We start from the raw sequence: 20,532 nt of genomic DNA, 5'->3' as shown, positions 1-20,532 counted from the left end.
GCACGTGATCGCGCCGGCCGTGCATGAGAGAGGCAGGATTCAGGCCACTCTGACTTACGCCACCTTGAAGTCGTTCCAGCGCTTGTTCATGTAGGCGGCCTCGTCCATCAGCGTATTCCAGCAGGAGATGTTGGTGACGCGGTCGAGGAAGGAGCCGCCGTCGCGCTTGGTGCCGGCCTTCTCCATCGGCACACCGTAGGGATCGTTGACCACCTCCGGCGCGGGCTTGCCCTCGTACCAGAAGTCCCATTCCGCAGGCGTCAGGAACTTCTTCGCCGTCGACGGCACCGGGCTGTAATAGCCGTAGCGCGCGACGAAGCCGCCCTGCCAGCCAGACAGGTACCAGTTGAGATACTCATAGGCGGCGTCGAGCTTCTTGCCGGTGAGGTGCTTCATCAGGCCCATGCCGTTGCACCAGCCGCGGTAGCCTTCCTTGCCGTTCTTGACATTGACCGGCGCGTAGACGCAGGGGATTTCCTTGACGCGCACCGCGGCCACCGCCGGCGACCACATCGACTGAATCACCACCTCGCCCGCCGCCATCAGCTGCACCGACTGATCGAAGGTGGTCCAGGTGGCGCGGAACTGCCCCTGCTTCTTTAGCTCGATCAGCTTGTTGCAGGTGAAGTCGATCTCCTCCTTGGTCATGTTGCCCTTGTTGCCGTACTTGATCAGCCCGGCGCTCTCGAAGCACAACGCGGCATCCATGATGCCGATCGCGGGCACGTCGAGGATCGCGGCCTTGCCCTTGAACTTCGGATCGATCAGGTCCTTCCACTCGGTGACTTCGTGGCCGACGAGGTCGGGCCGGTAGCCGATCGAGTCGGCGTTGTAGACCTGCGGCAGGAAGGTGGCCCATTCCGTGACGCCATCGTGCAGATCGGTGGAGTCGGGCTTGGCGATGTACATCGCCTCGTAAGGCGAGATGCCCTGGCGCGGGATCTTGTGGCCGTTGATCTCGCCCTTGGTGAAGATCGGCAGGATGTTGTCGAACTCCTTGATCTTCTTGACCTCGATGCCCTGGATCACACCACGCTTCGCGGCGAGCTTGGCCTGCCAGCCCTCGAGATCGGCGATGTCGACGCTGTTCGGCTGGCTGATGAAACGGTTGATCGAAGCCGACGTGTCGAGGTTCTGCATCGTGACCTTGAAGCCGAGATCCTTCGCAGCCTGGTCGCCGATCGCCTTCACCACCGAATAAGACACGCCGACATGGCGCAGCTCGATGTCCTTGATCTCCTGCGCCCAGATCGTCGGCGCCCCCGGCAAGATGTCGGAGCCGACCGCGGCGCCGGCGAGTGCGGCGGCCCCCTTCAAGAGCGAGCGCCTGCTCAGTTTCCCGTTTGCTGTCTTGGACTTGCGTCCCTGGAACTCAACCGTCGACGTGCGTTTCTCTTTATCGCGCATAGCAACCCCCGCTGGTTACAAGGCGCCACAACATCCTTCGTTGGACGTTTGCTCGCCTGTATCTCGATCTTGATGCGAGGCTATCGACGGGGTTCTACGAAGTAAAATTGGAAGCAAAAATTGCGGATATAAGCGTCGCTAATGTCAGATCTCTTCTGCTGCAGCTCTCGGCAATCGCACAGATCGGCGTCAATCGACTGAGAACCGAATGAGCACCGGCCCAGTGTTTGCCGCAAACGACCTTCGGTCAGCGGAAATACCAAGTGAAACGAGCCCGCGCCGCATCGCTTGCGTCAGCGACGTCTTGAGACCGCATCGTCAAACTCCTGACGCTTGCAGCCAGCTGCGGCGCTGCCAAAGGGGCGCTCATCGGCCTCGGACGATTGACTCAGCGCAGACGGACCGTCGACAAACCTTGCTCGTCATCACTACAACAGCTCGATGCGATGTCCGACGTCCTCCTGCGCGGCGGAAGTTGTTGAAGACCTTGCGATGCATGTCACGCTGGCTCGCCAAGACGTAGCCGATCATCTGCTCCTCGAGCTTGCGGCGCGGGCCTAGGCGGTCACCGCCCATCGCGACGCCCGACGCTGGCTTCTGCTATCACGGCGGAGTGGTCCTCGAGTAACGTGGCGAGCTTGGCAACCTGCTGCAGGCGCTGACACGCGCAGTCCTGGAATTGGATCAAGCCCAATCAGCTCGATGATCCGATCCGCAAGGCGCGCGCTCTCCTCCAGCACCTTTCCGAGCACCTCGCGCTGATGCGCGACGAGCCGATGGAAATTCTGCTCGAGCTCGCCGATACGCGCAGAGATCATGCCGAGCTCCGCCGGCTCATTTTCGACCCGATCGTCGACCAGCGAGGCGATGCTGGCATTGACCACCGAGCGAAGGCCGCCGATTCGTTTGGAACGGGGCGATCTCGTTAGCCGCGGCGACAGCCCCAAGGAAGCCCCAAGGAGCATCGACTTGGGCGCCAGTTCAGCGGCGCCATCTTCACAATAGGCGGGTGACCGCGATCAAAACAAGAAACGGGCGCCGACCTGATAGCCGGTCCAGCTCAGCATCGCGTTGCGACTTGTCGTGGCGTTGACGAACACGTGAAAAGTGTTGGCCGCGCGTAATTCCAGTCCGCCCGATGCCTGCCAGGTCACGGCGGCAGGGAAACGAACCGGCTCCGCATTGGCATAGTCGAAGGTGAAGCTGTTGCCGGCCATGCCGGTGAGATCGACAGCGCCATAGATCGGCGGGTGCTTGTCCATCTCGTTGCGCACCTGCCCGGAGGCCGAGGCCAGCAGTTCGAACGGACCGACACTGAAAAGCGAGCACAGCAGATCGACGCCGGCGCGAACCTGCGTGGACTCGCGGCGCTGCCCCGGAAACTGCGTGGAGAAAATGTCGCCGGCCGTGAAGGCGTTCTGCTCCAACGTCAGGTAGCGGAAGCCGACGAAGCCGGTGGTCACGAGCCGCGAGAACGTCCAGCGCACGTTGAACTGGGAGTCCACAGCCCATTCGCGACCGTTCCAGCTGCCGGGCGTGAATGCGTTGAAGTTGGCATTGAAGCTGTCGTCGGCATAGCTCGCGGTCGTGCGCCACAGCACGTGCTGGTCCTCGACGACGAGGTCGAAGCCGATGCCGTGGCTGCTGCTGCTCATGTTCCGGTCGGGCGTCTGATTGTAGTTGACGTCGGTCGTCCCGTGCTGTCCGCGCAGGCCAATCGTGAAGTTCGGCGACAGCCGCTTGGCGAGGCCGGCGACATATCCCTTCGAGGTGAAGCGGCCGTCGGCGACGACGTTGTCGGTGATGCTGTGGCCATCGATGCTGTAGCCGGTGGCGTAGGCGGTCCAGCCGTCGCGCACGATCGCATTTTCCGCCGAAAGCAGCGGCCCGGCGAACGAACTTGAAGGCGGTAGTGGCGACCAGAACCGTTGGTCGAACGACTCGCCGGCAAAGGCCGCCCGATCAGCAACCGCCAAGATGAAGGCAGCTGCGACGACGAGACGGCCGCATCGTCCGCCGCCCGACAAGCCGGCCATGACCATTTTCCTGTTCAGCTGCAGGCCGAAGCCGCAAACAACCTTATATCGTCTCGATGGGACTATACAATCGTCACGATAAGAGCATACTCTGGTGCCGCAGAAAAGCCAGGGGGGCACGCGCGAATGACGGTTGTGACGTTTGCGCCACTCTATGCCTTCACCAACCCATCCCCCGCGGACAATACTTATTTGTTGGCAGCGACGGCTCAGCCTGCGGGCGGTCCCTGGGTTGGCGCGTTCGCCTATGCGGTGAACGCAAAGCCGAATTTGCCGCAGCTGACGCTCAGTCAGTTTTTCACCAACGTGATCGGAAATCACGCGATATTTCAGCACGCCGGTTTCGTCTTCCTGCCGCAACAGCCGGCCCAATCGAGCATGGCTGCGTTCCGCGCCAGCATGCTGGCCGCAGCCAAGGGATTTCCGGCGTTCGGCAGCAACGCAACGCTCGGCGGCTTTCTACTGTGGCTGCAGCAGCTCGACTCGTTGGCCGCGGGCCTCAGCATGCCCTACCCGGCCTATGCTCTGCAGCCGCAGGCCTATCGGCTGTTCACAGCTGGCGGCCAGGGACGAACGCTGTTCGTCGACGCCGGCAAGCTCAGCCCGTCCAGCGCCATGAACTACGACGGCAACGGCAACCTCGTCATTGCGCCCAACGGCGCGACGTTGTCGTTCGGCGATGCCGCGCCAAGCCAGCCTGCGGTCAAGCTGGGGGCGCTGACAGTCCCGCTGACGGGGCCGACCGCAGGCTGCCTCGCCTTCCAGGGCAGCAATGGCGGCGCGCTGACCGCCTTCGAGTTCGGTTTCGACTATGCGATGGCGCAGGACGGGAGCCCGCCGAGTCGGCTGCCATTCCCGCTGCTCGACGGCAGCGAGGTGCTGGCGGACGCGACGGTCAGCGGCGTCATCGATCCGTTCGGCTTCGCCAGCCCGGTCCGCAACAACATGACGATCTTGCCCAAGGGCGGCAGCTTCGTCTCGGCCTATCGCACGATCTGGGACGAGACGATTTCCCTTGGCCCTGTCGGCAACAAAGCGCAATTCGTCGCGGCCGCCGCGGCCGATCCGGTCCAGCCGGCGCGACTCTATTTCGCGCCCAGCGGCGACTTCGCGATGACGGTGCCCGGCGCACCGATGGCCACGCACCGGCTGGTCTGCGGTTTCGCAGCCACCGAGGAGATCGGCTTCGCCGACGGCGACCTGCTGCGCTTCACGCCGGGAATGCCGGCCGATATCGCGGTGACGACCACGAGCGGCAGCTTCACGTTCGGACCCGGGCCGAGCAACGGTCACACCACCGCGCTGGCCGCAATCGTCAAGAGCGGCGCGGCGCCGCCCTATAACGTCTACTATTCTGAATCGGCCCATTCGCCGCTGTTCAGTCCGCTGGCCGGCACCCAGGACCCTCAATTGCTGCGGCATGACGGCTTCGCTTTGCGCGCCTTGCCGCCGGGGCCGCCCGCAGGTGTCGGCTTTCCGCTGCTGCCCTATGGCGCGGTGACGCCGACGCCCGGATTCGCGGCCCAGGCAGGCGCCGTGGCGGCGTTCGAATATGGCTATGTCGCAACGACCCGCGCCCAGACGATCCGCGGCCTGCCGGCGCAGCCGGCCGATCTCGGCGATCCGCGCAAGATCGCGGTCACGCCGCAGGGCTATATCGTGGGGCTGGACGGCAAGGGCGACATCGTGTCGGTCGAGCTTGGCGCAGCAGCGGGCTGTCAGCTGATCTTCCAGGCGCTCGACAATGGACAGCCGACGGGCCTGCCGTTGCCGGACGACCTGCGCGACGCTTTTCTGGCACCGCAGCAGTTCATCGTCATCAGCGCCGCCACAGCGGACTATGTCGCCAACTGCACCGTGACCCTGGCCATGAGCGGCTGGGGCTTCTCCTTCGCCCCCGCGCCGCCGGACAAGATCGCGCCAGGCGACTATCAGTCGGTCCTGATCATCAAATCGGCGCAGGGGCGCGTCAGCGAGCTCGCGGCCACGCCGGCGGCCTGGACCGCCTATCAGCAGTTCAACGCCGCCTCGCTCGATCCGACCGGCGCAGTCCTGTCGGGCTGGCTGACCACCTACATTGCCAACGCCAAGGCCCAATACAACAATGGACTCGGGCTCGCCGGCCTGCAGACCTTCTGCGAGCTGATCGACGATCCCGCATGGAACGGCTTCGTGTTCCTGAACGTGCCGGTGGCCGCCGGAGAACTCGATCCCAGCCTGTCATTCCTGCTCGCCGGCGTCGATCCGAGCGAGCTCGTCGCGCACCACGTCGGCTGCGCAGTCAATCATACGGTCTACGACGGCAGCTCCTATGCTCCGGACAGCGCGTTCTTCGGCCTGGTGCATTATCTCAGTCCGGGCACGTCGCCGAACGGAAGCCCGGGCTCGGGGTTCATCGCGACGTCGGTGCCTTATGATTTCCAGTTGCTGGCGCTCGAGACCCTGTTCGAGAATTCGGCGCTGAAGAGCTTTTCCTCGAGCGCCGCCGTCATCCTGAACACGTTCTTCGGCGATGCCGTGCTGGCTGCGCCGAGCGGTCCCGGCCCGATCGCCACCGACCTCATCGTCATCCGCGGCGCCCTGCAGCAGAACGACGGTGCGCCGAGCTACGTGTTCGCGACCGCGCCGGGTGTGACCAGCACGTTCTATTTGTCGAGCAGCGCGATCGACCGCATCGAAATCGATCGCGCGGTCGTCGCACAGAACCCCGACGTCGGTTTGACCTCGTCCGTCACCTTCCAGATGTCGGGCTGGATGGGCACGCTGCCGCCCGTTGCCGGAGACGATCCTGTCTTCGACCTGCTGTCCTACGCCGCGCTGTCCTTCGTCAATTTCGGGCTGACCATGTCCTATGACTCGAACCAGAGTCCCACGCCGGGCGGCGACAAGAAATTCGCATCGGATCTCGGCGACTTCGCCTTGACCGGCCTGCCCGACAAGCTGTTCGATGGCAGTTTCGTCGATACCAGCTCGGCCGCGGCCAACACGCTCTACCGCGTCGACAGCTTCGCGGCGAGCTTCCCGCTGCAGCTCAAAAGTTTCGTCATTGGGGCCGACAGCAAGTCGCCGAGCGACCTGGGCTACCGCGCGCTCACCACCAATCCCTCGACCGGCGGCGATCCGCCAAGCGGCGAGTGGTACGGCCTCGCCTTCGATCTGCCGCTGGGCGGCTCCGGCTCGCTCGATGCGTCCGGATTGATCAACGCCCAGCTGATGTTCACCTGGACGGCGGGCGGCACCGGCGTTGCCGCCTACGCACCCTTCATCCGGCTCTCGGGCCCGGGCGGCGTCAATCTGAGCTTCGACCTCGAAGGCATCCTCAAATTCGGCGCCGACGGCATCATGCTGTCGCGCATCGCGCAGGGGCAGCAGTCGGTCTACGTCTTCACCTTCGCCTCGATCGGCGTCACCGTGTTCACGCGCTCGTTTCCGCCGAAGGGCTCAACCAACATCCTCGTCGCCGGCTTCGGCGATCGGACGCTTGGCTGGTTCGGCGCCTATGTCGACCCGAATGCGCCGCCGCTGTCGCCGACCCAAGCCGTGACGGGAGGACATTGATGGCCGTCACTGCACTCGCCTGGAACCTCGAGGAATTCGGCGTCCGCTACGGCCTCGAGGCAACCAGCCGTCAATGCGAAGTGGTCCGCTGTGCGCTGATCGCCGCTGTGGTCGCCGATCTCGGCGCCCAGGTGCTGGTGATCCAGGAGCTCAGGGTTCACGGCGTCCCCTTTCTCGCGCGTCTGCAGAACTTCCTCAACGCGACCGGCAACAATGACTGGCACTTCGACTGGGTTCCGGGCGCCATTACCAATGCCGGGGCGATGCCTCCTGCAGGGATCGGCGATCTCGGCTTCACCGCGCCCGGCAATCTCGAAGGCTACGGCGTGCTCTACCGCAACGGCTACGCGCAGCAGCAGGCTGGCGCACGGTCGGCCGGCCAGGACACCTTGAACGCCGCTGGCGGCGGCGGCGCCAATCGCATCGATCTCGTCCTGAACGGATCGCCGATCCAGTTCAACGCGAACAACCCCGTCATCACCTTCAACGCGCTCGGCGCGGCGGCAGCGCTGGGATTCCCCACCTCGACCTGCCCGGATGCCAATATCGTCCGCAACTTGCGCGGTGGACGCGTGTTCCACTCGAACAACGTCATTCCGCAGCAACGGATGTCGCGGCGGCCGTGCCAGGTTTCGATCGTCGATCCCAATGCCAACCCGCAGACGCCGGTGTCGACGGTCGTCTATCACGCGCCGGTTGGCCAGAATAATTCCAAGAGCCCCATCTACGGTGCCCTGCTCGGCTTTGCCGCAGGGGCGCTCAGCGCCAATGCGGGCGCGCGGGGCTACCTCGGTGACTTCAACGTGGTCATCAATGGCGACCAGACCATCCTGCGCAACCGCGCCACCGCCTTGAACTTCGTTGGCCAGACCTATGCCAACAACGCATTCGCCAATACGTCGGTTCATTCCGCCGTCGGCACCAACGGCCCGTGGCACCAGGGCGCCGGCGTGTTGACCTCGCCGCGCGACATCGGGCTCGGCACCACGGCCAACGCGACCAGCGTGCCCGACGTGCTCGGGCTCCTCACCCAGAACGGGACCCGCGCCTACGCGCTGCTCCGGCTGCAAGCCGTGAGAAACTTCATTTCCAACACGCTGCTGCCGTGGGTGGATGAATGGTTTCCGAACAACGCAGGAACCGTCGTGAACGAATTCTATTCCGGCGGTCCCTACACGATCGGCGATGTCGCGACGGGGCGGGCGCTGATGTTCAATCTGCTGCTCAGTGATCATCTTCCTGTCCAGATCGTGCAGAACTAAGGGAGCAGACGATGGCAATGACCACCGGCGGCACCCCATCCGACGCGATCCGGCAGGCCGTCAGCGACTCGATCAAATCAGGCAAGCCGCTGGTGGTCGCCACGGCTGACCTGATCGCGGCATCGCCGCTGGCCGATCTGCCGGTCGTTTCAACCGTGATTCCCTTCGCCCCCGGCGAAGACCCGCTGGCCGATCTAGGACTTTATCGCTTGGCCGCCCTGTTTCCCGGCCTGCCGCTGGCGCAATGGCTGCCGCGCGAGGGATTGTTGTCGCCATTGACGAGCGACAACAGCCTGGTCTCGGTCGACCAGATGGGCTTCGAGGTTCTCAAGGACAGCAATGGCGGCTCGAGCCAACTGGTGGGGCTGTCGGTCGGCGTCGCCCTGGGACGACAGCGCGCCGGCTTCTCCGTCACGGTGCTGGATGCCCTCAACATCACCGCGACGCTGTCCCACATCAATCTCGTCGTTCAGGGCCCGTTCGCGTCGCCCTTCGTCACCGCGACACTCAGCGGCAGCCTCACCTTCGGCGCGCTCGATCTCGACGTGGCGGTCGACTGCCCGAGCTTCACCTTCACCGCGACCGAGCCCCCGGGATCGACGCCGAGCTTCAAGGCGCTGCTGCAGGCCTTCAAACTGCCGTCGCCGGCCTCCTTCGCCAATCTGCTGCTGAGCGGCCTGCAGCTCACGGTGATGAGCCGCGACAAGGCGGTCGACTTCACGGCGCTGGTGACGACGCCGAACGGTCAGCCGTTCTCGATCCTCGACGGCGTACTCGCCCTCGACAGCCTGACGCTCGGCGTTCAATACGCGCAGGATGCCACGTCGGCGTCGATTGCGGCCCAGTTGCTGATCCACGACAAGATCGCCCTCGGCGTCGTCTTGATGGCCGATACTGCCTCGGGTGCCCAGGCGTCGTCGAGCTGGACCGCCGCAGCCGGGCTCGATCTGCCGGCCACACTCGCCAATCTCGGCAAGCCGCAGGCAACCTCGCTGCTGTTCGGCGACCTGCTGGGTGCCCTGGGACTCAACCTGCCCACGGACATGCAGTCGTTCCTCGATCATTTCGCATTGGAGGCCCTCGACGGCAGCGTCACCATCCCGCAGGCCGGCGCGACGACCTGGCAATTGCACGTCGCCTTCACCACCAACTGGACGCTCGGCGGCATCGCCATTTCGACCGACACCGACGCCCAGCTCGGCGGCGACAGCAACACCATCGTCGGCACGCTCGACATCGACGGCTTCGCGCTGGTGCTCACCTTCGATTTTTCCAGCAAGCAGGCAGGCGGCGGCACCATCCTGTCGGTCAGCGCCCCGAAGCTCGCCGGACTGGTCGGCACCTTCGACGTCTCTCAGAACAAGGTGACGCTGTCGACCAGCCAGCAAACCACGCTGGGACAGCTGCTGGCCGACTTCGTCGCGATCTTCACCGGCAATTCCTTCACCACCTTGCCGGCGCCGTGGGACCTGCTCAATGACATCGGGCTGAGTAGCTTCTCGTTGTCGATCACGCTCGGGCAGACGTCGCGCGTCATCGAGATCGACTACGAGGGATTGGACTTCGATTTCCTCGGCTGCTCCGTGACCGGCTTCGGCCTCGTCTATGACAGCGCGAAAGCAAAGACAGGCTCGGGCTTCAGCTTCACGGTCAAGGGCAACTTCCCGATGCTCGGCACCTCCAGCAATCCGAGCTGGGACCCGACGCAACCATCGCAGGCCCCGACCGCGCCGGGGCTCGGCGCGGCCTATCTCGACGTCGTGCTCGCCGCCTTCGGCCAGCACGTCGGACTGCCGACCCAGCCGGTCTCGGTCGAGGACGCGCTGATCCAGATCCAGAACATCGTCGCCGGCATCAGCGAAGGCAACCCGCTGCCGGTCCACCTGTTCGACAAGGATGCGGGCTGGCTGATCGGCGCCCGCATGATCCTGCTCGGGCAGATCGACGTACGGCTGGTGTTCGCCGATCCGCAGATCTATGGCGTGCATCTTCTGGTGCGCGACGACCTCAACATCGAGGGCGCGCCGAAATCTGATTATCTCGACGCCCTGGTCGGGCTGTCGGCCGAGATCCTCTATCGCAAGGTCTCGGCCACCATCGGCGTCTACGAGGCCTACCTCACGCTGCCCGACAAGATCCGCAAGATCAACATGGAGGCCTTCGAGGTCCAGCTGCCGTCGCTCGGCGTCAAGGTGTTCACCAATGGCGATTTCGAGATCGACATCGGCTATCCGCACAATGGCGACTTCTCACATTCGGCCGTGATTGCCGCGGCCGAGTACTACGGCTCGGGCGGGCTGCTGTTCGGAAAGCTGTCGGGCGCGACCGATGACAAGCTGCCGCCGATCGCGGTCGGCGGCAACAATCTGCCGGTCGGCGCGTTCGGCAACGTCATCGAGATCGGGCTCGGCTTCCGCATCGGCATCTACCGCGAGTTCTCGGCCGGGCCGATGTCGGCGTCGCTGGGCGTGCTGCTGCAAGGCATCTTCCAGGGCACGTTCTCGAAGTTCACCCGCAATCCGTCCGGCGGCCAGCAGGTGTCCGAGGACTACTACAACGTCTATGCCTCGCTGACGATCATCGGCAAGCTCGAGGGCAAGATCGACTTCGCGATCATCTCTGCATCACTCCTGGTCGAGATCACGATCTCCGTCGCGGTCACTGCCGAGACGCGCCGCCAGGTCACGGTGCCGATGACGGCGAGCGTCGATGTCGAGCTGACCGTCTCGATCAATTGCGGCCTGTTCACGATCCACATCCATGTCGGCTTCTCGACCACGGTCAGCTACACCGCGACCTTCGGCACCGACACCTGGCAGGACGCGCTGTGGAACAAGACATCGTCGGTCGCCATGCTGCAGGCCGAGCGCATGTTCGCGACGGCTCTGGCCGCGCCGCCGCCCATCGCCTATCCGCCGCTGAGCTGCCAGCCGCTGGCGCTCGACCTCTATGTCGTGCCGCAACTGACGCTTGGACTTGCAAGTCCGACGGCTTCGCAACCCGACTGGATCTACGTCGTCCAGACCGCACTGATGTCGCCGCAGGCGAAGACGCCGTCGCTGGTCAGGCTCGCCGGCGCGACCGGCCCCAGCCCGGCGAACGAGGCGGTGAAGCTGTTCACGGCCTGGCTGTTGCAGGCCTATCAGAGCTGGGCGCGCGGCGTGACGCCGGCCAGCGCGCCGACGCCGGATGCGCTGTATCAGGCGATCACCGTGCTGCCGGCCGACCTCGACGGCCTGTCGACCTATCTGAGCAGCATCGGCCAGCCCGGCTCGACCGCACGCGCCCCGTCATCCACCGAGCTGCAATCCTTCTTCGGCGCAAATCTGCTGTTGACGGCGCAGAAGCTTCTCCCCGGCTCCGACTACGGCCTCGCCTTCTTCCCGCTGCTGCCCGGCACCACCGTGTCGGTTTCGAGCGAAACCGTGCCGATCGCGACGACCGACCTCGCAGTTATCGTATCGGACTATCTTCGTATCACCGTGCAGGCGGCGCTGCATGGCGCGAGCCAGCTCATCGGCACCTCGCCCATGACATTGTCGACGCTCTACGATCTGATGGAGCAGACGAGTGGCGGAGCGCCCTCGGCGATGTCGTCGGCGGTCGGCAATGGTACGCGCTTCATGCTGCACGGAACGCGCATCGGGCAGCAGGCGCTCTACAGCGCCACCGGACAGGAGGCGATCGTCGCTGATCCGACGGCGCCATCGCCGACGGTCGATCTCGCCAATGCGGCGGCCCGGTCCTGGGGACTGGTGACGCCGACGCAGCCGATTCCGATCGGCATTCAGATCCCGACATCGGTGACGGGTGTCGATGATTCCAGCGCGCTGGCCGCGACGATGTCGCTGGCCGCGTCGGCGCCGCGCAGCTTCACGCTGGCCAATGGCCAGCCCGGCAAGGTGCTCGCGAGCCCCGGCACATCGGCCTATCTGCGCAGCCTGCCGCCGGCGCTGATCAGCACGATTGCCGGCGCGGATGCCTCGCGGCTGTTCCATCTGCAGACGCTCGACGCCCAGAACGTCGCGCACGACGTGCCGGCGACGGCCTATGCGTGGTGCGCGACCATTTCCTTCACGGTCCGGCGCGTGCCTACAGCCGAATCCACCGGCGCCAAGCCGACCTACCTCGCCAACGTCTATGAGCTGTTCGGGGTGCAGTCCGACGACCTGCGGGTTCTGGAGAAGATCTATCAGCGCAAGGACGCCCAGCCACCGACCGCGCTCGAGATCGCCTATGTCGCCGGCAGCGGCGGCACCGGCTCCGGCGCGCTGTCGATCCAACTGGTCACGGCGCAGCAGACCTTCATCTTCCGCAGCAACGTCTCGACCGAGACCAATCCGCCGCACATGCTGATGGCCGTGCGGGGTGCGGCCGCAGCAGCGGCGCCGGATCCGGCGATCATCACCTTCATCGAACACATGATGACGGGGGGACTGACCAACTCCGGCGGCTATTATCTGTATTTCGGCGCGCCGGCGCCGCTGCCCGACAGCCTGTTCGACAGCGACGGGCTCGGCCAGCTGCAGCTCGTCGTCTCCTTCAACCTGGCGCAGCAGACCAGGTCGGCGGCCGATTTCGGCGCCGCGCTCGACGGCACTGTCAACGCCGCGCGCGTGAGCGACCCGGCCGCGGGTGCCGACCCGACCTTGTTTGCCGCCGCCTGGACGCTGCAGGACCTGCACGCGACGGCGCCGACCGGCAATGTCGGCATCCGGGTGACGCGCCTGACGCCGCCGTCCACCAGCGACTATCAGGCGACCCTGGACAATCTGTTCCACCTGCTCGCCTTCGTGCCGCAGGCTCCGGTCACCGCGCGCGGCAAGGCCGTGCCGATCGTGAATCCGCCGCGGGATCAGTTCGTCACCGGCCCGCTGCGCGACGACGCCGCGGCCGCCCAGGGACGCATCGCCTATCAACGCCTGTTCAACCTGCTGGAGCTCACCGGCAACGCCTGGCCGAGCGATCCGCCCGACCTCAGCATCCCGGCGCCGCCGATCCTCTGGGAGACGCTGCGGGCGCTCGATCCCTACATGTTCATCGGCGGCTCGCTGTCGCTCGGCTTCGAATGGATCGATCTCTACGGCGACATGCTGCCGTCGCGGCAGCTGACCACATCGGTGCTGCCGGTGGGCTACACCGATCCCGTGGCGGGCCTCGGCGACTGGCCGCATCTGGTCTATGGCTACATGGTGCAGCAGGTCGGCGGCCAGCGGGTGCTGACGCTGAAGCGGACCTTCGTCTATCAAAAAGACGACGACGTTCGCCGTACCAACAATCTCAAGCGCACCTACGCCACCATCTATCATCAGCTCGCCGACATCGACGCCAGCGTGACGGTGTCGTTCCTGTCGCAGCCGCTGTCTATTCCGAGCGGTGGCGGCCGCATCGCCGAGCTGCTCCAAGCGGACATCAACGCCATCATGACGGCCGTTGACGCCCGCACGGGCTGCGCCCTGCCCGATCTCTCCTTGACGCTGCCCGCGGACGATGCCTCCTATCGAACCGACGCGCTGTTCCCGCTCACCGCGACGATGACGTTCAAGCGGGGCGGCCCCGTCGATCCCAACTTCGCCTCGGATCCGGCGATCTCCGTCATGACGACGGTGCTGTCGCCCTACTACCCGACCGAAGCCGGCAGCTCGGTGCAGTCCTATACGGTGTTCGCCACCGCGTTCGAGCAGGCGCTGACCTCGACCCGGATGAAGGTGCTGGCCGGCGACGCCGACGTGCCCGGCGGCGCGCAATTGTGGATCATGCGCTATGGCGCAGGCGCGCTCTCGGTCGCCTTCGCGCCGCCGACCGGCTTCGCGCCCAAGCCGCTGGCCTATGCGCCGCCCGGCGTCAACAACACCCTGATCAGCCGCGGCGGCATCAGCGGCGCCAATCTCGACGCGCTCATCGCGCAGCAGACTCCGAGCAACGTCTTCCTGCTCGGCGCCACGGCGATGACCGCCACCGACCTCGATCTCGACGGCGCGTTTGCGAATTTCCTCGCCATGGTCGAGAATTTCCTGGCGCCCGACTGCGGCATTCCGGCCACCTTGCACGACACGGCCGTGCCGAACGCGGTCGATCGCTGCCTCGCCGCCAAGCGCGACCTTGCGACCCGGCTGAGCGGCCGCGTCGTCAGCCTCGCCGACGGCAAGACCACGTCGCCGGCTGCAACCGAGGCCTATCGCCAGTCCTGCCTGATCAGCCTCTCCAACTTCTACGGCATCGACGCCGTCGTCCAGACCGAGACGACGACGAGCGTCGGCCAGGCGACATGGCCTGAAGGCCTCAACCTCAATCTCTATGGCCGTTCGGTCGGAGCGCAGAGCACGACCAGCAACAACAATGTCACCGTGTCGCCCGGCAAGGTCGCGCTATCGCCGACCGCCGCGCAGCCGCTGGCGCTCACGCTCAGCGCGCATCGCAAGGGCGAGGAAGCCGTCTTCAGCCTGCCCCAGACGTTCCAGATCGACGCCTTCGAGGACGTCACCGGCACGCTGAACGTTCCCGACGGGGCGTTCAATCTCGGCACCTGGCTGCGCTTCGTGCTCGCGGCCGACGCGACCTTGACGATGCAGCCGGCCAACATCGCCCTGCCGCTGCGCGCCTATCCGCGGCCGCCGATCATCAACGCGCAGACCTTCGGTTCGCAGGTCACGACGGGCGACAATCCGCTCGCCAGCGCCGACGAATGGTCGCTCGAGCTCGGCTATCAGCACGTGTTCGTCGCGCAGGATACGTTGAACGTCACGGTCGTCATCAACATCGGCGAGCAGCCGCGCCGGGTGATGCTCGCGGCCGCGCGCGTGGCGGACGATCTCGTCGACACCCTGACGCAGTTCGCCACGATCTATGGCGCCGGCGGTCCCTCCGGCGGCATTGGCGCCGTGTTCAACAACCTGCGCAGGACCGGGACCGCCGATCATCTCTCCGACGCGCTGGTGGCGTTTGCGACGACCGTCGAGCACGTCGCGGGATCGCTCGACGTTCCGATCAAGCTGCCGCAGCGCATGCCGTCCGGCCGCTCGGTCGGCGACAATGACGGCGGCGTGCCGTTCAACTTCACGGTCCAGGAATGGTTCGACGCGCGGCTCACGCCGGAGTCGGCGCCCTGGCGTCTCAAGGTCGTGGCGGACCCGAACAATCCGACGATCGGGACCTGGCACTGCCCGCTGCCGACGATGCGGATCAGCATCGACGGCGTCACCTACAGCGCCGTCCCCGACGACCATGGCGATGCCTATTTCCTGCCCCAGGGCAAGACCGATCCCGCGGACGGGCTGAAAGCCGACAAGGCGATGTCGGTCGCGGCGCGCACGCTCGCCGTCGAGCCGTTGAGCATCATCGATCATCACAACGGCGCCTATCAGCTCAGCATCGCCCGCAACGCCGGTGCCGTCGTGCTCGAGGGTAACACACCGGTGCGGGTGCCCGGGCTGCCGCAGCCGTTCGAGTATCTGACACCGGTCATCAAGGCACCGGACAAGGTGCTGCCGTTCATCGACAAGGATCTCGATCCGCAGATCGACATTTCGAAGCTGCCGCTCGCCGGCGGCGGCCCGGTGGCGACGACGCTGACCGACGCGCTCACACGGCTCTACGTGAACCTGTTGACCGGCGTGACCAACCTCAAATCCGGCGCGCAGGGCAGCGTGCAGACCGTCATCGACCTGGTCTATCCGGTGCAGGACGGCCCCAATCCGCTCGCCTTGCCGGACCGCGTGCTGCCGGTCCTGCTCGATCTCCCCGAAGGCCTGCCGTTCTATCCTAGCCCCGGCGACGTCGCACCGCTGGTTGCCAAGCTCGTCGCCGCGCTCGGCTCATGGCGGAACGACAACCGCCTGCCAGCCACCCTGCTGGCGCGCTCCACCTTGCAGTTCGAAGTCTCGGTGTTCTCGACGATCTCGGAAACCGGCATCCCCCTGATCCACCTGCGCGGCCTCTATGTCGCGGCCGCCGGTGTGAGCTGGACGTGAGCATCTGAGGACGTGGTCGATACGCCGCACTGATCGCTTTGGCGTGAGTTTCGACGCCATGGGTTGCTCAAGCTCTTCTCCGGCGCAGACATCCGCATGGCCAGGAGTGTCCGGCTCGCCGCCGCGCGCAAGCCGATGCGCCGGCGTGCCGCCGTCAAGGAATGCATACGCTGGGTGGAGCCGATCCGGCCCACCTCGTCACGCGCCCCGCAGAAGTTGAGTGCAGCGTCACCGAAACTCCCACCCGAAACTCCCACCGAAACTCCGAATCAACAAAACGCTACTCTCGAGACCCGACTGCCATTTGAACCTACGCCTCCTCAAGCCGCTCAGCCGCGGCCGAAGTCGAGCGTCTTGTTTTGGCGCGTGTAGTGAGGACCCACGGTCAGATCACTAGCGCTAAGTTCTGGATCAATCATCGACGTTGTAAATATTACCTGATGCGGAAGCGGCGCCTTTTTGGATTCCTTCACAATTAACCGCTGATAATTCCAACTACGCTCGCGCTCCATACCTTTATCTTCGATATTGTCTAAGAGCAAAAATCTAGGATGCCAGAAGTCTCGCTCATATGAGGCGGCCAAGAACAGCGAGAGGATCGCGGTATTCTTCAAGATGACATTGCTGCTCTCCGCAAAGTTCATCTTACCGTCGACAAGCATCGCGTCGTCTCCAAAATTCAGCAAAAGAGACTCGGGATTCTCAAAAGTATCCTCCCGTTCCAAGTCCTGCTTTAGAATTTGACACCCAATCGCACTTACAAGCTCCATCGACTTCCGATACCGCGCCGTGTTCTTTGCTGTAATACTTTTCAGCTGACTTTCGATTTTATCAATTTCGTCATTAAGCATTGCACGCTGTTTAGACAGCTGATCAATTGAGTCTACGGTCGCTCGCAATTCCTCTAAATACTCCAACTCTTGGTCAAGAGCACCCACGAGCTTGTTTCGTTCCGCGAGAAAACTCTCTCGAGGCGAATTGCTAACATCATACCTCGCCGAGAAATCCGCTACAGCCAACGCATACTCTCGACGCTTACCTCGCAACCCACGCTCAATCTCGGACAGTTGGCTTTTCTTTGAAGAAAGGAGCTGCCTAGACTCACGAATTTGTAGCTCATTGTCGATTTTCAGGTCGAGATACTTCGACTTCGATCGCTCCTCATCTATCTCTTGACAGCAAAGAATGCAGCGTTTTTCATCAACACCAACCTCCAGCGGCTTGAGGCATGCAGGACAGTACTGAAACTCGATTGTACCGAGCCGGTCAGACATATTCTCAGCTGCATTTAAGGCGGCAAGCTGATCGGTCAAATGTTTAGAAAATTGCTCGATTTCGGCGAGTTCATCTCCCAGATCGAGTGCTAGCGCTTCGTCTGCCTGAAGAGCGCCTGCAAGCTTTCGCAGCCTTGCCTGCATCGCCCTACGGTCGACAACAAATTTGGAGGACTGCTCCAAACCCACAATCGTATCAACCTCAGCAATCTCACCGACAGCACTGTCACGCTTGGCAATCGTATCCTGAATTCGCACTTCAAGTGCGGCAACCGAAGCCAACCCCTCCGAGCGAGGAAGCGTCAAGAGAGCAGCTTTGTAGAGGCGGTCTTTCTCCGCATAGTCCAACTTTAACTGTCGGAGTCTTAGTTGCGCCTCGTAAGCCTGATAGCCGTTTACGCCAATTATAAGCTGCCCTACGGCTTCGCGGATGTCGCGCAAGTCGAACGCCTCGAATCGAAATAGCTTCCCGGCAGGCGTTTGCTGGTCGGAATATAGAAGCCGCAATATCTGATGAATCGTAATATTGGACTGCTCAACGTTTGGAGCTTCCGGTATCCCCGCAGCCTTGAACAATATTTGGGAAAATGAGAGATCTTTCCCACCGGGTGGCCGGCGAATGGGAACTTGCTGCCACGCATCGATTCCCCGTGATAACGAGCTTTCGAGGCTGCCATAAAAAACGAGCGCCGGCTCCTGCTTAGAGCCAACATTTCGACGCGTCGTGAAAAGAGTGCTGCTGGTCTCAATTTCGAGCTGCACCGCGGTGCACATCGCCGCATAATCTTTCCAACGATCGTACTCTCCGCCCAAGCCAAAAAAAATAAAATCGGCAATCGTTGATTTGCCAGAGCTGTTCTCACCTCGAATGATATTTACGCCGCGATGAAAGCGCTGGTCGTAGGCAACATGCTGCCCCCGCATAATACGAACGCGGTTGATCGCAAAGAACGGGATCACAACTAAGTTCCCAATCGGCGCAAGCCAGTAATGGCTCGCAAACCGCCCTTACCTTCTCCAATGGATGCAAACGCAGTAGTCACAAACGCCAAAACTTCCTTTTCACTGGGTAACACTAACCGGCCATCCATTTCCCTTACAACTCGAAGCCCTAGATCACTAAGTCGATACTGATCCTTGTCCACGAGATTAACATCAAGCAAGCCCTTCCCTACAAGGTTATGCAACGCCTGAGTCTGAATGCCGGTCATTCGGTTATACAGAATCGAGGGGGATGGAAAATTTATAAACGCATCTTTGGGCTTCTCAATTCCTAGAGCTGAAAAATCCCTACGCACCTGAGCAGACATATGCGTCAGGTGCAACAAAGGCGGATTAACGAAATAGAAATCCGAGATAAAGAGACGATCCCGACTTGGGGGATCGAGGCGCCAGGCATTGAGTATAGCCAGATAGCGGCGCGCGGTATCGAATACATCCAACTGAGCGTACCACGCGCGGTAGCTCATGGCTTGTCCCACCGAATATGGCATTTCTCGGTTAGAAAGTAGAGAGCATTCATCACGGTTTTCGCCGTCGCTCTTTGATCAGCGTACTTGGCACTGAGCTTATCGATGATTTCAGCCTGAACTGTAGCTGTTACCAAGGCCGGATCGGCATCCACGCAGATCAATCGATGATAGATGAGATTATGAAAGCGCTGCTCAATATCCGCCAAGAGATTGCTATAGAACTCAGCAGCACTTGCTTTTAATCCGCTGCGGGCAAATGCACGAGCAAACCTATTTTGTGAATCGTTAGCATGTAAATACTCATGCTCGCGCCCCGCCGCGACCATCTTTTCGAATAGACTTCTGCGATCCGACTCGCTTTGCTGATCTAACGAGTCGCAATCGAATACATCCGTCTGAGCGGTAGATACGACGATAGGCAGAGATAAACGCAGCCTTCGGAGAATGCTCAGGTAGACGGGATCGTGACGGCTAGCTGGCTTACATATGTTCAGATGATCAGAAGCTACTGGGATAGGCATTGATGACCCAATCCCTGGGTCAGCACTTTGCCTATCTACTACTTCAGCCAAGTTCAAAGTTTTGAATTTTTCATAGTACACAGCCACCTGGACGCTTTGGCGACCGCAGAAAGTCCTAAAGCTCTCATTGAGCTCGTCGAGAGCGGATGTGTCCCTTTTGAGCTTATCAACGTGCACAGAGGTAAACGGGGCAGCGAAAGCTGAAAGCACATTGGCTAGCGTTGAGCCGCTGTGTGGAGTGGCGAGAAAAAAGACGCCGCGACAGCTGCGAGCAATGGCTAGCCAATCATCATCCGTCGACTCGCATGCGGTCCGCAGAATCTGTTTGACTAGCAACCCGCCTAGACTATGACAGACGAACACAAGAGGTCTTTTTCCAATGTTGTACCCTGCAAGGATCTCTAGGATCGCTTTTGCGCTCTCGTAAAGGTCCATCTCCTTCTTGGCCCATTTGGCAAAGAGGCTCGCCGGAAACCCTAACGTATAGCAATTTAGATGCGGAAGATCGACGAGCAGCCATTTCGGCCAATAGGGCCCCTCGGCTTCCGTGCTGTTTGGCGATTCCCAAGTTTCATACGGGCTTCCAGTTAGCCCATGTACAAAGATGACATCAGCATTGCCGTCTTGGCGACCGATCGCTGCAAAAATCGACGATGTGGGTGACACGATAAACTCGTTAAAGGACAGCGAAATGAATCACAACCTTAGCGATAAGGCAACCACCCCAACAAGATCGGTCGGCGAGAGCCGACCAATGTTCCAGAGATAAATTGATCTCAGATCATCTGACTGTTCCTGACGGCAATCTGATTGGACCCTTCTGCGGCGCAAAACAGCCGGAGCGAAAGCAGATAGCGAAAGCTCGGCTGCCCTAAAGCCTTGCGCTCATCCCCCCCCGACAAACTGCCCGTCGTGCCAGTTTGTCGCATTCCGTCGGGCAAATCCGGCCTTGTGCCGTCGGGCAAATCAGATCGATCTTCCTCGCCGTCTCCTGCTCGCTGAAGGGGCGTTTCGCGATCGTCACGGACCGTG

General features: G+C 62.6%; 10 protein-coding genes. 3 read left to right on the top strand and 7 right to left on the bottom strand.

Annotated features, from left to right (window positions below; genetic code table 11):
* Positions 1-54 precede the first annotated feature (54 nt).
* The 3 genes from ACQR07_RS36720 to ACQR07_RS36710 all read right to left on the bottom strand — a co-directional run bounded on the left by ACQR07_RS36720 (position 55) and on the right by ACQR07_RS36710 (position 3,266).
* A complete protein-coding gene (locus tag ACQR07_RS36720) occupies positions 55-1,407 on the bottom strand; it encodes an ABC transporter substrate-binding protein (protein ID WP_434906921.1) in 1,353 nt (450 codons plus the stop codon).
* Positions 1,408-1,964: 557 nt separating this feature from the next.
* On the bottom strand, positions 1,965-2,291 hold the full coding sequence (locus ACQR07_RS36715; RefSeq protein ID WP_434906920.1) for a hypothetical protein: 327 nt from the start codon (positions 2,289-2,291) through the stop codon (positions 1,965-1,967).
* A gap of 135 nt (positions 2,292-2,426) precedes the next feature.
* On the bottom strand, positions 2,427-3,266 hold the full coding sequence (locus ACQR07_RS36710; protein WP_434906919.1) for an autotransporter outer membrane beta-barrel domain-containing protein: 840 nt from the start codon (positions 3,264-3,266) through the stop codon (positions 2,427-2,429).
* 69 nt (positions 3,267-3,335) lie between these two features.
* Between ACQR07_RS36710 and ACQR07_RS36705 the strand changes: the two genes are divergently transcribed.
* From ACQR07_RS36705 to ACQR07_RS36695, 3 genes are read left to right on the top strand one after another with little or no spacing between them, the layout of a single operon-like run.
* A complete protein-coding gene (locus ACQR07_RS36705) occupies positions 3,336-7,001 on the top strand; it encodes a hypothetical protein (protein ID WP_434906918.1) in 3,666 nt (1,221 codons plus the stop codon).
* A complete protein-coding gene (locus tag ACQR07_RS36700) occupies positions 7,001-8,263 on the top strand; it encodes a hypothetical protein (protein ID WP_434906917.1) in 1,263 nt (420 codons plus the stop codon). Before ACQR07_RS36705 ends, ACQR07_RS36700 begins: the two co-directional genes overlap by 1 nt.
* A gap of 11 nt (positions 8,264-8,274) precedes the next feature.
* The gene (locus tag ACQR07_RS36695; RefSeq protein WP_434906916.1) at positions 8,275-16,233 is read left to right on the top strand and encodes a hypothetical protein; all 7,959 of its coding nucleotides are present in this window, start codon (positions 8,275-8,277) and stop codon (positions 16,231-16,233) included.
* A 329-nt stretch (positions 16,234-16,562) separates the two neighbouring features.
* Here ACQR07_RS36695 and ACQR07_RS36690 read toward each other — a convergent pair whose 3' ends face one another.
* The 4 genes from ACQR07_RS36690 to ACQR07_RS36675 all read right to left on the bottom strand — a co-directional run.
* A complete protein-coding gene (locus ACQR07_RS36690) occupies positions 16,563-18,467 on the bottom strand; it encodes an AAA family ATPase (protein WP_434906915.1) in 1,905 nt (634 codons plus the stop codon).
* A 2-nt stretch (positions 18,468-18,469) separates the two neighbouring features.
* Entirely contained in the window at positions 18,470-18,976 is a 507-nt protein-coding gene (locus ACQR07_RS36685; RefSeq protein ID WP_434906914.1) for an ABC-three component system middle component 5, read from the bottom strand.
* The gene (locus ACQR07_RS36680; RefSeq protein ID WP_434906913.1) at positions 18,973-20,166 is read right to left on the bottom strand and encodes an ABC-three component system protein; all 1,194 of its coding nucleotides are present in this window, start codon (positions 20,164-20,166) and stop codon (positions 18,973-18,975) included. Before ACQR07_RS36680 ends, ACQR07_RS36685 begins: the two co-directional genes overlap by 4 nt.
* A 110-nt stretch (positions 20,167-20,276) precedes the next feature.
* Positions 20,277-20,532: hypothetical protein (locus ACQR07_RS36675; protein ID WP_434906912.1), on the bottom strand; the 256-nt coding region annotated here is incomplete at its 5' end.

This window comes from Bradyrhizobium sp. HKCCYLS20291 (assembly GCF_051167715.1).
Taxonomy (GTDB): Bacteria; Pseudomonadota; Alphaproteobacteria; order Rhizobiales; family Xanthobacteraceae; genus Bradyrhizobium.
The sequence above is the reverse complement of the archived record's forward strand: the minus strand, read 5'-3'. Positions and strand labels throughout refer to the sequence as shown.

What these genes read in the sequence shown, in the direction of transcription:
- ACQR07_RS36685 (WP_434906914.1), bottom strand. Translation starts at nt 18,976, where the DNA reads ATGAGCTACCGCGCGTGGTACGCTCAGTTGGATGTATTCGATACCGCG.
- ACQR07_RS36700 (WP_434906917.1), top strand. Translation starts at nt 7,001, where the DNA reads ATGGCCGTCACTGCACTCGCCTGGAACCTCGAGGAATTCGGCGTCCGC.
- ACQR07_RS36720 (WP_434906921.1), bottom strand. Translation starts at nt 1,407, where the DNA reads ATGCGCGATAAAGAGAAACGCACGTCGACGGTTGAGTTCCAGGGACGC.
- ACQR07_RS36695 (WP_434906916.1), top strand. Translation starts at nt 8,275, where the DNA reads ATGGCAATGACCACCGGCGGCACCCCATCCGACGCGATCCGGCAGGCC.